This window comes from Rheinheimera sp. (assembly GCF_030824435.1).
Lineage (GTDB): Bacteria > Pseudomonadota > Gammaproteobacteria > Enterobacterales > Alteromonadaceae > Pararheinheimera.
The window spans coordinates 1-13,930 of sequence record NZ_JAVBXS010000063.1 but is presented as its reverse complement, the minus strand read 5'-3'; the positions used below and the strand labels follow the sequence as shown (position 1 = coordinate 13,930).

Here is a 13,930-nt window from a genome sequence, read left to right as displayed (position 1 = left end):
CACCTGAGCACCCAAACCAAAGGCACTGGACAGTTCGGCTTTATAGCGGGTATTCATAGCGCTGAGCGCTACATCGGCAACGCCTAAAGTGGCTTGCACCGCCTGATTGCTGGATAAACGCTCGTTAGAATGGCCTGCCATCACGTGGGCAATTTCATGGCCTATCACTGCTGCCAACTGATGCTGGTTTTCTGCCACCAGCAATAAACCTGTGTAGACGCCAATTTTGCCACCAGGCAAAGCAAAAGCGTTCACCTGATCACTTTCAAACACCACGATTTCCCATGGGTTGCTTTGGTATTTTTGTGGTGTTGCCTTAAGCACAGCCTGCGCCACACACTGCACATACTGATTGGCTTTTTTATCTTTGCTTATGGGTGTTTTGGTTTTCAGCTCTTCAAAAGTCTGAATACCCAGTTTGCTCACCTGACTGTTATCAAACAACATCAGCTGCGGCCGCCCTGTTGGCGACTCGGCGCAAGAGCCTAACATCAACATGGTTGTGACTGCCACTGCCAGTTTGGTCAGGAATATATTGGAAGATTTGAACATAAGGATCCTTTTTCTGCTCTTTAAGGCTACAAGTACTGTGAGCCAGCATATACCCAAAATCATTGGCGTTGCACACAGGTTACTATATACAGCGCGGCAAGCGAGTGGATCTGGAGCGCCAGTCCGACCCGAAGCATAGTCCACTATGTGACAGACCAACGCTGGCGCTCCGGTGAACGAACACAGCCCCACTGCGACAAGGATGAAGGGTATATCATTAAAACAACACCGCCAGCAGAAGCTGGCGGTATTTGGTATTAACCTGTTAAATCATCAAAAAACTTTTTTACACCATCAAAAAAGCCTTTGGATTTAGGTCTGTGCCGCGCTTCACTTTCACCGCCCCAGCTTTCATCGAGCTGACGCAATAAGTCTTTTTGTTTGTCTGATAAGTTGACCGGCGTTTCCACCACCACTTTACAGACCAAATCGCCAACACCACCACCCCGCACCGACTGCACGCCTTTGCCACGCAAACGGAACATTTTATCGGTTTGGGTTTCAGCCGGAATTTTCAGCTTCACACGACCATCCAGCGTTGGCACATCAATTTCACCACCCAAAGCGGCAATGCTGAAACTGATTGGCACTTCACAAGACAGGTTGTTGCCGTCCCGTACAAAAATCGGGTGATCTTTCACATGCACCTGCACATACAAATCGCCCGACGGCGCGCCGTGCATACCCGCTTCACCTTCACCGGTTAAACGGATACGGTCACCGGTGTCAACACCGGCCGGAATTTTAACGGCCAGAGTTTTGGTTTTTTCGACACGGCCATCACCATGACATTTGCTGCATGGATCCGGAATAATTTTGCCGCGGCCATTACAGGTAGGACAGGTTTGTTGCACAGCAAAAAAGCCCTGACGCATTGTCACCTGACCTGCACCATGACAGGTTGGGCAAGACTTGGCCTGAGTGCCTTTTTTCGCGCCTGAACCGTCACAGCTGTCACAACCGACCCAGGTTGGCACCTTAATGTCGACCGACTTGCCACGCACAGCGTCTTCTAAACTCATTTCCAGGTTGTAGCGTAAGTCGGAGCCACGCTGAGCGCGGGACTGGCCACCACCACGACGGCCGCCACCAAAAATGTCGCCGAATACGTCACCAAAAATGTCGCCAAAATCAGCATTGCCACCACCAAAACCACCGGCACCGCGGTTTGGATCCACACCGGCATGGCCATATTGGTCGTAAGCGGCTTTTTTCTGATCATCCGACAGAATTTCGTACGCTTCCTGTACTTCTTTAAATTTCTCTTCCATCGCTTTATCACCCTGAGTGCGATCAGGGTGATATTTCATCGCGAGGCGCTTATAAGCCTTTTTGATTTCTTTGTCGTCGGCGCCTTTGGCAACACCGAGCACTTCATAATAATCACGCTTTGACATAATGCTGCTTCATGTTGGGGATAGACAAACGACCGCCGGGGCGGTCGCTCTAGTGTCAAGCCAGTAGAAGTCGCATCTTAATGATACGACCCCGTCTGAACAATCATTATTTGTCTTTAACTTCTTCAAACTCAGCGTCAACCACGTCGTCGCCGGCATTTTTGGCATTGTCAGCTGAACCTGGGTTGGCCTGACCTTGCTCGCCAGCAGCTTGCAGTTTTTGTGCTGCCTGCAGTAACGCCTGAGTTTTGGCTTCAATTTCAGCTTTGTCGCTGCCTTTGATCACGCCTTCCAGCGCGCTGATAGCAGCTTCAATCTCTTGTTTGTCGTTAGTGGCTAAGTTGGCACCTGCTTCTTCCACTTGCTTGCGGGTGGCATGCACTAAAGCGTCAGCCTGGTTGCGCGTTTGCACTAACTCTTCAAACTTTTTGTCTTCTTCAGCGTTCAGTTCAGCATCACGCACCATACGTTCCACTTCTTCATCTGTTAAACCTGAAGAAGCTTTAATGGTGATTTTTTGCTCTTTGCCGGTGTCTTTATCTTTGGCAGACACATGCAAAATACCGTCGGCGTCTAAGTCAAAAGTCACTTCAATTTGTGGTTCACCACGGCGGGCCGGGCGAATACCTTCTAAGTTAAACTGACCCAACGACTTGTTGGCAGAAGCTTGTTTACGCTCACCTTGCAGTACGTGGATAGTTACCGCTGCCTGATTATCATCGGCAGTAGAGAAAGTTTGTGATTTCTTGGTTGGAATAGTCGTGTTTTTCTCAATCAGAGCTGTCATTACGCTACCCATAGTCTCGATACCTAAAGACAATGGTGTGACGTCTAACAGTAATACGTCAGTTACATCACCTGACAATACCGCGCCCTGAATAGCAGCACCAACGGCAACAGCTTCGTCCGGGTTCACGTCTTTACGTGGTTCTTTGCCAAAGAAAGCTGTTACTGCTTCCTGTACTTTTGGCATCCGCGTTTGACCGCCGACCAGAATAATGTCGTTGATTTCACCAACAGACAAACCAGCGTCTTTTAATGCTTGTTTCAGCGGCTCAATAGTGCGCTGAATTAAATCTTCCACCAGAGATTCCAGCTTGGCGCGGGTTACTTTGATGTTTAAGTGTTTTGGACCTGTGGCATCAGCAGTGATGTACGGCAGGTTCACTTCGGTTTGTGACGCTGATGACAGTTCAATTTTGGCTTTTTCACCGGCTTCTTTTAAGCGTTGCATCGCCAGTGGGTCGTTACGCAGGTCAATGCCCTGCTCTTTTTTGAACTCGTCAACTAAGTAGTTAATGACGCGTGAGTCGAAGTCTTCACCACCTAAGTGGGTGTCACCATTGGTCGATAACACTTCAAAAGTTTGTTCGCCGTCAACGTCATCAATTTCGATAATAGAGATATCAAAAGTACCACCACCTAAGTCGTACACTGCAACTTTGGTGTCGCCTTTTTTCTTGTCCATGCCATAAGCAAGGGCTGCGGCTGTTGGTTCGTTGATAATACGTTTTACTTCTAAACCAGCAATACGACCGGCATCTTTAGTGGCCTGACGTTGTGCGTCGTTAAAATAAGCAGGCACTGTGATAACAGCTTCAGTCACTGGTTCACCCAGGTAATCTTCAGCAGTTTTTTTCATTTTTTTCAGCACTTCAGCTGAAATTTGTGGCGCTGCTAATTTTTTGCCTTTGACTTCAACCCAGGCGTCACCATTGTCAGCTTTGACAATCTGGTAAGGCATGATTTTGATGTCACGTTGTACTTCAGCGTCTTCAAAACGACGGCCGATTAAACGTTTAATCGCAAATAAAGTATTTTTTGGGTTGGTAACAGCCTGACGTTTAGCTGGCTGACCAACTAATACTTCACCGTCTTCCGCATAAGCAATGATAGAAGGTGTAGTTCTGGTACCTTCAGCGTTCTCGATAACGCGAGGTTGGTCACCATCTAAAATGGCCACACAGCTGTTTGTTGTACCTAAGTCAATACCAATAATTCTACCCATGATGTACTCCGCTCTTAAATTCGAACAATTAAAATTGTGTTGACCGGTTAATGGGGTTAATCCCTGATCGATTCAAGGTTATTCCTGCAAATTTTTTAAAAATTGGCATGAAAAGTTGATTTTTCAGCCTGTTAAAGGCCTGGTCATGGTCGCTTGCCGGAAAATACATAAATCCAGTTCGCCTGTATGGACGTAGCTGGGTATAATCTTTTTATCTGTTTTTTAATTTTTTATGGAATGCCCCTGATGCCATTACTCGATAGCTTTACTGTTGACCATACCATTATGAAAGCACCTGCTGTGCGGGTTGCCAAAACCATGACCACGCCAAAAGGTGACGCCATCACTGTATTTGACTTGCGTTTTTGTGTGCCAAACCAGGAAATTTTGTCGGAAAAAGGCATTCATACGCTGGAGCATTTATTTGCCGGTTTTATGCGGGATCATTTAAATGGTAATGGTGTGGAAATTATCGATATTTCCCCTATGGGTTGTCGCACCGGTTTTTATATGAGCCTGATTGGTACACCAGACGAACAACGTGTTGCCGACAGCTGGAAAGCGGCCATGGCTGATGTATTAAAAGTACAACAACAGTCCGAAATTCCGGAGCTGAATGTCTATCAGTGTGGTACTTACGAAATGCATTCTTTGGACGAAGCCAAAGAGATTGCCAAAAACGTCATTGACCGTGGTGTGGGTGTTAATAAAAACGAAGAATTAACCTTGTCAGCTGATTTATTAAAACAAGGTCATTAACACCGGCATAAAATTCGCCAGTTTCGAATATTCTGTACTCAGACCAAAGCCCATCAACAGATGGGCTTTTTTATTGCCTACCTCCAGAGGAGGTAGTTTTTTACTGACTGTCCTGCTGTAGTAAAAGCCTGTGCAGCTTTGCCGGTTAGGCTCTTTTTAGATTATTTTGCAGCATCAGTTGCAGCGCCGAGGGTTGTTTGGCGCGGGTGGCTGCTGTGGCGTAATAATTGGACGTGTCGTTTTTAACGCGGTTTAAAATAATACCGCCCAATGCAACACCGGATTGTTCCAGCAATTCCAGCTTACGGGCAAAATCCACCAGCGGTGTTTTTTTCACATCCACCACCAGCTCCAGTTTGCCTACACATTTGGCCACCACCATCGCATCACTGACTGACAAAATAGGCGGGCATTCAATAATGACGCGGTCGTATTTTTTCGCCAGCACTTTGAGGATGGCTTCAAATCTTGGCATAGATAAAAACAACAAAGGATTCATTGGCCTGATGCCGGAAGGCAACACATCGGCATTCAGTTCTTTGCTAAAAAACACACATTTATCAAAACTATGGGTTTTTGCCAGCAGATTGGTTAAACCCGGTCTGTGTGGGTTTTCGCCCAAAGCTTCGGCCAGCGCCGGAAAACGCAAATCTGCGTCTATCACAATAACCCGCTCCAGCTCAGAAAAAGACTTGGCAAGTTGCAGGCAGATACTGGATTTACCTTCGTTGGGCGCTATGGAAGTAAAGGCCAGCAGCTTTTGCTGACACAAAGTTTTATCCAGCAAAATATTGGTGCGGATAGAACGGATATATTCCTGATACAAGGTGTATTGTTTGCCAGACTGCTGAATAACCGGCAAATTTTTATCAATGCCTTTCACCCTGATTTGCGGTACCACACCTATCAGCTTAAAACCAAAACGGGCTGCTATCTGACGGTATTTAGCGGTGACATCGGCAAAAAAGTGCAAACACAACACCAGAAAAATGGCACCGATAAAACCTATTAAAAATGCCGCCACCGACAATAACAGCCGCTTTGGACCAATGGGCTGGGAAGGCACATTGGCCGGGTCTACCACAATAATACTGGAAGTTTTGTTGATATCTTTGAGTAACTGAGTTTCTTTCATCTTGTCACTCAGTGTGGTGAGCAGTGCCAGACTGGCCTGAATTTCTGCTTCGTATTTTTTGTGATGCTGCGCGACACCAACCAGAGTCTCAAGCTTATGATTGGCCGCCACGGCACGTTGTTCTGTTTGTTGTAACAACAACAACAGCTCGGCATGGCGGGTGTTAAAATTACCTGTCAGTTTGTTCACTTCGGTTTTTAATTGTTCTGCCGATACTTCAATTTTTTTTGCCGCAGCAATATATTTTGGATGTTTGGCCAGATAACTGAGTTTCAGCTGGGCAAATTCAGCCTGTAACATTGATAATTGCTGCTGCAAGCTGGCGATCACCGGGATGGCGCGCAGCTCTGGCATGCTGCTCAGCTGCAGATAATCCTGTTGTAAGCTGATTTTTTGCAGCAATACCGCCAGCTCCTGCACCTGACGATTCAGCTCTCTTTTTTCCAGCGCAAGTTGCACTATTTCCTGTTTAGCCAGATCAACATCACTGCCAATATCAATAATTTGATGCTGTTGCCGGAACAAGGCTAACTTTTGCTCGGCTTGTGCCAGCTGTGTTTTTGCCAGACTCAGTTGTTGGCTGAGTAAATCACTGGCCTGATGGCTGTGTTGTTGCATTAGCCCCGTCTGATACGCCATAAAACGACTGGCAACCAGATTCACCACTTCACTGGCAATATAAGGGTTGTAATGTACAAAAGAAATTTCCAGCAAGGTGGTTTTAGGCACTGAAAGTACCGTCAAACCAGCTAACAACGCCTGAGCATCGTCACGACGCAGATCATCCGGCACACCCAGCTGTAAATCGTCCGGTAACTGACTGACCACATCACGGGCAAACTGAGTTGAAGTCAGCAGTTTAATCTGGGTATCCAGTCCGTCGTTGTCGCCACTGCCGCCCGGCAACAAAGACTGCAGCGGATTCGAAGCCAACACGCCTTTCACCATCAGGGTGGTGGATGCACGAAATAACGAAGGCAATTGCGACACCATCAACGTGACCACGGCAAAAACCAACAAAGTGATAAACACAATCAACCAGCGCCGCGCAGACAAAATAGCCAGAATGACGCTGAGTTCAATCACGTCATTGCCTTGTGTCTGAGTGCGCTGACCGCTGTGGCTCATTAAAAAAAACTCTTATCTATTTTAATCACGTCACCTGGCAAGATAACGGTGTCCGATTGAGCAACAAAGGTGGTTTTGTCGACACCACGCTGAATAAACCATTGTTGGCGCGAGGCTCTGTCCTGCAAACCACCGGATAAGGCAATGGCCTGCTCCAGCGTAATATCAGGCTGATAAGCATAAGAACCCGGGTTTCGGACTTCACCATAAATAAAGAATGGCCGGTAACTATCAATGGTAATAGACACACTGGGAGCAACCAGATAACCATCCCGCAGTAGCGCTTCAAGTTGTTCTTTGGCCTGCTGTTGGGTTAGTCCGGTCATTTTGACACTGCCAAGCAGCGGCATATCAATAAACCCCTGCTGACTGATTTGTGCTGTCACCGACAAATCGGCCTCCTGATAGACACTGATTTTAATAGTGTCACCCGGACCAAACTGATAACCCTGCAACAGTGAAACAGTGTTGGCGTTAAGCGCCGCACTGAGCAGCACACAACATAATAACAATAGCCTTACCATAACCTGCTCACTTGCCAGAACACCTCGGTCGCAACTTTGTCTGCTTCTGGCCGCTGCTCAATTTTGGCTCTTTGCAATTTCAGTTGCTGCTGCCAGCTGGTGCTCAATTGCCAGTGCCAGTCAAATGCCAATTCCAGTCGTCTTCTTTGCAACTGCTGCTGATCAAGCTTTGCCAGATTACGTGCCAATATCAGACTGATTTGGTGGGCGTCGTTCCACTGATAGGCCAAACTGGCGCTGTGTCTGGTATCCAGTTGGCTGACACTGTCGGTGGCGTAAGACAATACTGAATTGCGGCTGGTGAGCAGTTCCAACTGCCATTGTTGTGATAACTTCGACAGATTTTGCACCTGCCAATAACTGCCGCTGCTTTGTTGTTGGGCAGTATTGCGCCAAAAACGACCGGCAATCAGCTGAAACTGCTGGCTGCCGCCAACACGACTGGACCAGCCGGCTCCCAGCTGCTGCAGCTCTGAAGGCGTTTGATCTTGTTGTTCCCGCCGCATTTCCGCGTTGAGTAACAAGCTGGTGTTTTCATTCAGCCTGTGGCCGTAATCTGTTTTGAGGAAGTTGGCTTGTTGTGCTGTCAGTTGTTGTGTCTGGCTGTGCTGCTCATTTAGCATGCGGCCTACACTCAGCTTCAGGTTTTGTTTGTCTGGTGCGCGCCCGAGTTGCAGCGACAGTTGTAATAACTTTTGTTCATCGGTCAGACTTTTTTGTGAAACGTCCAGAAATTCTGCTTTACCAGAACCTGCCAGCAACAATTCGCGTTGCCAGTGGCTTTGTACTGTTAAATCGGCGGCATCGGACAGAAACAATTTCAGCGCGGGAGACAACTGATAATCGGTGCTATTGAGGACAGATTCATCGGCATAACGGCCAGATTTGATACTAACAGGTAAGGCCAAACCATAACCTTCAAACAAACCCAGCCAATTGTATTGCAACATTGCAGCTGCTTTTTCATCGGCGACAGCAGGTGCTGGCTGAAAATAAAGATTGGAGTTGTGAACAAACTCCACTGAAGTGCGCAGCTGATGTTTGGCCTGTTCCCAATCATTATTTGCCGCCACACAGTGAATACTCAAAAAAAGCGTTGAAAATACAAAAAGATACTGCCTAAACATCGGATTTGCTCTTGAAAAAAGTAAAACATCCTTATTTTGTTTTTATTTTTCCGTTAAACCGATAGTAAAGGAGAATTGTGAAAAGTTAAAGACTTTAACATTTTTCATTTTATTAACTTTCAAAGCAGCAAAGCCCCACAGCACTTTGTGCAAAATATCGGCGATTCTTTTCTTGTTCTTGTTGCTGGAACAGAGAATAATCAAACAAGGAATACGCCTTGGCATGGAGTGGTTGGATGTTCGGATTTCAATGGCGATATATAACCCTGCTGGGCTGTTGTTTAAGCACTCCCCTTTTTGCAGCGGATAAACTGCGTTTTGTGCTTTATTACCCGCAGGTCCCTCCTTATATGTATTTGGATCAGCACAGCAATAAAGTTGTAGGTTTGGTGCCTGATCTGCTCGAAGAACATTTTCGCCATCAACAGGTGCAGATAGAATTTATTGTTGATAACCGCCGTGGTGCCGAACACCGGCTGTACAGTGGTGATGTTGATGCTATGTTGCTGGCGCCGGAATGGACAGCACAACCACAACAACTGATATTTTCTGACATGGTATTACCACACCGCGATTACCTGTTTTCACTGCGGCCTTTTGCCAAAGGCAGCACTATTCAGAACTGGCTTCCTGAAAAAACAGTCTGCACCCGCCAATATTACATTTATCAGGCGCTGGAACCTTTTTTCAAAGCCCACAAAACAACCAGGGTGGATGCCTCCAGTGAACTGGCACAGATGAAAATGTTACAAAGTGGCCGCTGTGATTATGCCTATATTAATGAACATGTAGCGCGCTGGATGCAACAACATCAGTTGGCTGATATTCAGCTTTACCAGTCACCTGAACCCTTTGGCGAGGTGGCGCTGCGGGTGGCTTTTCATCCCAAATGGCAACCTTATCTGGCAGGTTTTAATCAATATCTGGTACAACAACGGCAACAGGAGAAAATCACACAAAAACTCAAGTTTTATATTGATAAAAACTGATTATCAACGTCAGCTGCCGCTGCAAATTTTTCACAATAAACGACATTCATAACCCACGCAGTTTCTGTTGAATAGATAATAAAAAACCGCCGGTAGTACCGACGGTTTTTATAAAACACTATTGAGAGCTGAAGTCAGGTTTATATTTTAAATTGTGCCACCACCTGACGCAGTTCACTGGACGAAGTGTTGAGAGATGCCGCTTCTGCGGTCAGTTCAGTTGCATGGCCGGCCGTGTTATCCACCAAAGACGTGATTGAATGCAAACTACGGTTAATATCGTCCGCCACTATGGTTTGTTGTTCAGTCGCCACTGCAATCTGGGTACTTTGCTGCTGCACCACCACTATAGCTTCGCTGATGGCCGACAACGCCTGCTGCATCGCCTGCGCCCGTTCTGTGCTGATTTCTGTCTGGCTGCGGCCACGTTCCATCACGGTTTCGGCTTGTTTGGCTATTTGCTGCAGTTTTTCTACCATACGGCGAATATCATCAGTGCTGTCGCGGGTGCGGCCAGCCAAAGAACGTACTTCGTCCGCCACCACGGCAAAACCGCGGCCCTGCTCACCGGCACGGGCAGCTTCAATAGCAGCGTTTAGCGCCAGTAAGTTGGTTTGTTCGGCAATACCTTTAATCACATCCACCACAGTACCGATATTTTCCGACTCTTTAGCCAGGCCCATCACCACCTGCACAGCTTCGAGCATACTGCTGTCAAGTTCATTCATATCCTGCACCGCCAGTTCAGACAACTTAAAGCCGTCCTGCCCCTGCTGCTGGGCGTGTGCAGCAGCGTCACTGGTCGATTGGGCGTTATGACTGATTTCCTGCACTGTTGCAGCCATTTCGGTCACAGCTGTCGACACTGAATCAATCTGCAATTTGCTTTGCTGAATTTCCTGATTGGTGAGCGCTGCCACCTGATTCAGATGCTGGCTGGAACTTTGCACCTGATGCGCCTGCTGCCGGGTCATTTGCAAAGACTGGCGTAACTTGCCAACAAAGGTATTAAAGTGTGTTGCCAATGCCCCTACTTCATCTTGTTGATCAATGGCGATAGTGCGGGTTAAGTCGCCATCACCACTGGCAATATCACGCATAGCGGCAGTTAAATCGGTTAGTGGTTTGGTAATCAAACCTGTGCTTAATAATATCATCGCGGTAATAATGCCAAGCATCAGCAGGGTCGCCACTAATGCCCAGTTGATAGACGACTGTATCGGGCCATCAATCAGCTCAGCCGGCACTAAAATACCCACCAGCCAGGCCATTTTAGGGAAGTCCAGTTTCACCGGTTGCACGGCAACATAATAACTATTGCCATTAAAACTGACGGGGAAAAACCCAGCTTTACCGTTTTTTGCTGCAGCGGCTATCTCTGCAAAACCCTGAGTTTCTTTAAGTTTTTCATCAAAATCTGCAATAGCGTCATTGGTTTTAAACTCTATACCCTGCTGCGCCGGGAAATGCACTATCTGACCTTTATCGTCCAGTAAAAATGGTAAGCCCTGGTCCTGATAACGAATGGTATCTACCTGATCACCCACTTTATTGATATGCAGGTCAACACCACCAACCCCCAACAGAGTGCCATCCGGCAGATAGACAGGACCTTCCACCACGGCCGAAACAATACCGGTGGTAAAGTCGGCGGAAGGAGAACCTAAAAAGTAGGTGTTGTGTTTCATCGTTTCCTGATACCAGGGACGCTGGGTGGCAAAATAACCTTTGGTGACGTCACCGGCATTGGGGCCATCTTTATCAACACCGGTGCGGGAATCTTCGCGGAAATATTCATCAGAGCGGGTTAAGGCAAAAAATGCCGACAAAATAGCTTCATCGCTACCGCTGACTGTTTTAAAGGTCTGATTAATTTGTTCATAACCTGCTAAACCATTTAATTCGGTGCCGCGGCCCGGATAATTGACAAACCATTGCTGAAATTGTGGTGCCTGTAAAAAGGTGCGGGCAACCTGAGCGTAGCCTGCAAAAAACTTCCCGACCGCCACAGCTTCCTTTTGCATCAGCGCGTCAACATCAGACTCTACCTGCTGCCTGGTTTGGTTGGCCAGGTGACTGACCACAAAAATGGCCGCCAATACAAAAAGCACAGCGGTAGAACCGCCAACTGTCAGTAAGATCTTTTGTTTTATTGATTTTATTTTTGTGTACAACATACAACCCCCAAAAAGTAGCGCCTCATCAGAACACAAGGCTCTGAAGAAATCCAGATAGCCACAAGTCGTAGCCGGCAGGCAAAAACCTGGTTGTTTTGTGCCGGGACGCGCCCTGTCGCCCTCTGGCCTTTAGTTGCGGGCAAAAGCGGTGGCAAGCTTCACAAAAAATGGCGACAAAACCACAAAAAGGTCAGACCAATAACGGTAGTTGGCGCGCAGTTGTGACTGCAATCAGACAAGGCTGTTAGGCAACAGCCAATAACCCCGCTAACAGCATGCTGTGCGACGGGGCTTGCAGGCAGGTTTTATTCTGGCAGGGTTAAATTCAGCACTCGACTGACGGTAACAGTGCCTGTCACTTCGGCATTCTGAATAGTGGTGCGGTAGTTTTGCGCCATCACACGGTTAAAACTGACCTTTAACAGCTTACTTTTACAGGCTCCCAGTTCAAATTGCGGGATCATCAGCTGATTTTGTGTGGTGTTGCGCACCAGCCGTACCGGATTTTGTCCAACCGGGCACTGAGCGTCTGGCTGCTCAATCACCAGCTGGGTTGGATAATCATCCGCCGCCCAATAAAAATGCAAAGTGCCATTGCCAACTGTTTTATAACCAAACTCCGTCGCCTGTAATAAGCGAAACTCCGGCAACAGTACAGTTGGCGGCAGACTTAACATAAAACTATCTTCGACATTACCAAAGCGCCAAAACTGCAGCTGCGGGCGTTGTAACCGCTGTTCGGTAATTTTTTCCGGTATCACATCGCTTAGCACACAACAGCGCATGGTGTCGGGGTTGTTTGTAATAGCCGCTTCGCTCAATCGGGTTAATGGGTTACGGATTTCCAGATTGTCGGTGCCGGATAAAGCCAGCGCCTGGTTTTTCCGCCACAGCTGAAAACTGCCGCCATACAGCAGTCCGGTGTTGCCGGTATAGCCTTCATCTGTAAGCACCAGCTCAATGGCAAGCTGATAACTCAAATCAGGTAAAGCCGCGGACTCCACTTCCGAACTGGCCGAACCACCACAAGCAGACACTAAAGTGGCCAGCAACAAGCTGGCGAACTGCAATTTCATTTATCAACTCCATTTTCTATTGATAAGGCAGTGTAACCGGCACAGCAGCAGCGTCACAAGTGTTGATGAAGGAGCTTTATCTTCGAAATACAAAGTGTTATGAAAGAGCTGCTCAAAAATCAGGCAACTCAATAAACAGTTGTAATGGGTTCAATAAGGATTTTCACAGGCAGAGTGAATACGGGCTCTCGTGATGCAGGCAATCCGGCATCATGCCGTATGAACACGACGAGCTTTGCGAGAAGCCGGTGGACGCAAAAACACAAAAACGCCCGGAGCGTTTTACACTCGCCACATCCATGTAGCTCGCCTTCGGCAACTACATTGTGCAAAACGGCTATCCTGCCGTTTTGTGGACAGCGAAGCTGGTCCCGAAGGGATTTTCTACAGGGGTGAATTCGGGATCTCAAGACGCAAACAATTTTGCGTCTTGCCGAATGAACGCATGAACCTCCGGCGATTGCCGGATTGTAGAAAACAAAAAACCTGCTCAAGGCAGGTTTAATGGGTGAAAACGGATCCAAGCAAGCCAACAATTTGGCTTGCGCCGTTTTCACGCCTTTTGCTCTGCAAAAGGCCGGGGGGCGCAAAAACACAAAAACGCCCGGAGCGTTTTTGGACAGCTTTAGCTGGTCCCGAAGGGATTTTCTACAGGGATGTAGAAAACAAAAAACCTGCTCAAGGCAGGTTTAATGGGTGAAAACGGATCCAAGCAAGCCAACAATTTGGCTTGCGCCGTTTTCACGCCTTTTGCTCTGCAAAAGGCCGGGGGACGCAAAAAACAAAAAACCTGCTCAAGGCAGGTTTAATGGCGGACGCAGGAGGATTCGAACCTCCGACCGCTCGGTTCGTAGCCGAGTACTCTATCCAGCTGAGCTATGCGTCCGTAGTACAACTTTTTCTTACTTCACCCGGCAATGTAACTTCTTATGTTGCTTTAGATGGCGGACGCAGGAGGATTCGAACCTCCGACCGCTCGGTTCGTAGCCGAGTACTCTATCCAGCTGAGCTATGCGTCCATCTAATCTAAAACAACTGGCGGAGGGAGAGGGATTCGA

General features: G+C 47.5%; 10 protein-coding genes and 2 tRNA genes. 2 read left to right on the top strand and 10 right to left on the bottom strand.

The window, feature by feature from the left end:
- From RCH83_RS12695 to dnaK, 3 genes are all read right to left on the bottom strand, one after another.
- The coding region (locus RCH83_RS12695; protein WP_306522642.1) for a M48 family metallopeptidase at positions 1–552 on the bottom strand (552 nt) is incomplete at its 3' end.
- A 257-nt stretch (positions 553–809) separates the two neighbouring features.
- On the bottom strand, positions 810–1,949 hold the full coding sequence (dnaJ, locus tag RCH83_RS12690; protein WP_306522640.1) for a molecular chaperone DnaJ: 1,140 nt from the start codon (positions 1,947–1,949) through the stop codon (positions 810–812).
- A gap of 106 nt (positions 1,950–2,055) precedes the next feature.
- Positions 2,056–3,957, bottom strand: coding sequence for a molecular chaperone DnaK (gene dnaK, locus RCH83_RS12685; protein WP_306522638.1), 1,902 nt, complete (start codon positions 3,955–3,957; stop codon positions 2,056–2,058).
- A gap of 246 nt (positions 3,958–4,203) precedes the next feature.
- Between dnaK and luxS the strand changes: the two genes are divergently transcribed.
- Positions 4,204–4,716 carry an S-ribosylhomocysteine lyase gene (gene luxS, locus RCH83_RS12680; protein WP_306522636.1) on the top strand — a complete coding sequence of 171 codons (513 nt, stop codon included), beginning with the start codon at positions 4,204–4,206 and terminating at the stop codon, positions 4,714–4,716.
- A gap of 145 nt (positions 4,717–4,861) precedes the next feature.
- On the opposite strand, the gene RCH83_RS12675 is transcribed toward luxS, so the two are convergent.
- From RCH83_RS12675 to RCH83_RS12665, 3 genes are read right to left on the bottom strand one after another with little or no spacing between them, the layout of a single operon-like run.
- The gene (locus tag RCH83_RS12675; protein ID WP_306522634.1) at positions 4,862–6,979 is read right to left on the bottom strand and encodes a polysaccharide biosynthesis tyrosine autokinase; all 2,118 of its coding nucleotides are present in this window, start codon (positions 6,977–6,979) and stop codon (positions 4,862–4,864) included.
- Positions 6,979–7,503 (bottom strand): polysaccharide biosynthesis/export family protein, encoded by a 525-nt coding sequence (locus tag RCH83_RS12670; protein ID WP_306522632.1) that lies wholly within the window; start codon positions 7,501–7,503, stop codon positions 6,979–6,981. Before RCH83_RS12670 ends, RCH83_RS12675 begins: the two co-directional genes overlap by 1 nt.
- Positions 7,497–8,576: a hypothetical protein gene (locus tag RCH83_RS12665; protein WP_306522630.1), complete on the bottom strand. Its 1,080-nt coding sequence runs from the start codon at positions 8,574–8,576 to the stop codon at positions 7,497–7,499. Before RCH83_RS12665 ends, RCH83_RS12670 begins: the two co-directional genes overlap by 7 nt.
- 404 nt (positions 8,577–8,980) lie before the next feature.
- Between RCH83_RS12665 and RCH83_RS12660 the strand changes: the two genes are divergently transcribed.
- The gene (locus tag RCH83_RS12660) at positions 8,981–9,619 is read left to right on the top strand and encodes a substrate-binding periplasmic protein (protein ID WP_373689771.1); all 639 of its coding nucleotides are present in this window, start codon (positions 8,981–8,983) and stop codon (positions 9,617–9,619) included.
- A 140-nt stretch (positions 9,620–9,759) separates the two neighbouring features.
- Here RCH83_RS12660 and RCH83_RS12655 read toward each other — a convergent pair whose 3' ends face one another.
- From RCH83_RS12655 to RCH83_RS12640, 4 genes are all read right to left on the bottom strand, one after another.
- Positions 9,760–11,796: a methyl-accepting chemotaxis protein gene (locus RCH83_RS12655; protein WP_306522626.1), complete on the bottom strand. Its 2,037-nt coding sequence runs from the start codon at positions 11,794–11,796 to the stop codon at positions 9,760–9,762.
- 305 nt (positions 11,797–12,101) lie between these two features.
- Complete coding sequence (locus tag RCH83_RS12650; protein ID WP_306522624.1) at positions 12,102–12,872, bottom strand: hypothetical protein; 771 nt, start codon at positions 12,870–12,872, stop codon at positions 12,102–12,104.
- 809 nt (positions 12,873–13,681) lie between these two features.
- Positions 13,682–13,758: transfer RNA gene (locus RCH83_RS12645), tRNA-Arg, on the bottom strand.
- Positions 13,759–13,814: 56 nt separating this feature from the next.
- Positions 13,815–13,891, bottom strand: a tRNA-Arg gene (locus RCH83_RS12640).
- Positions 13,892–13,930 lie beyond the last annotated feature (39 nt).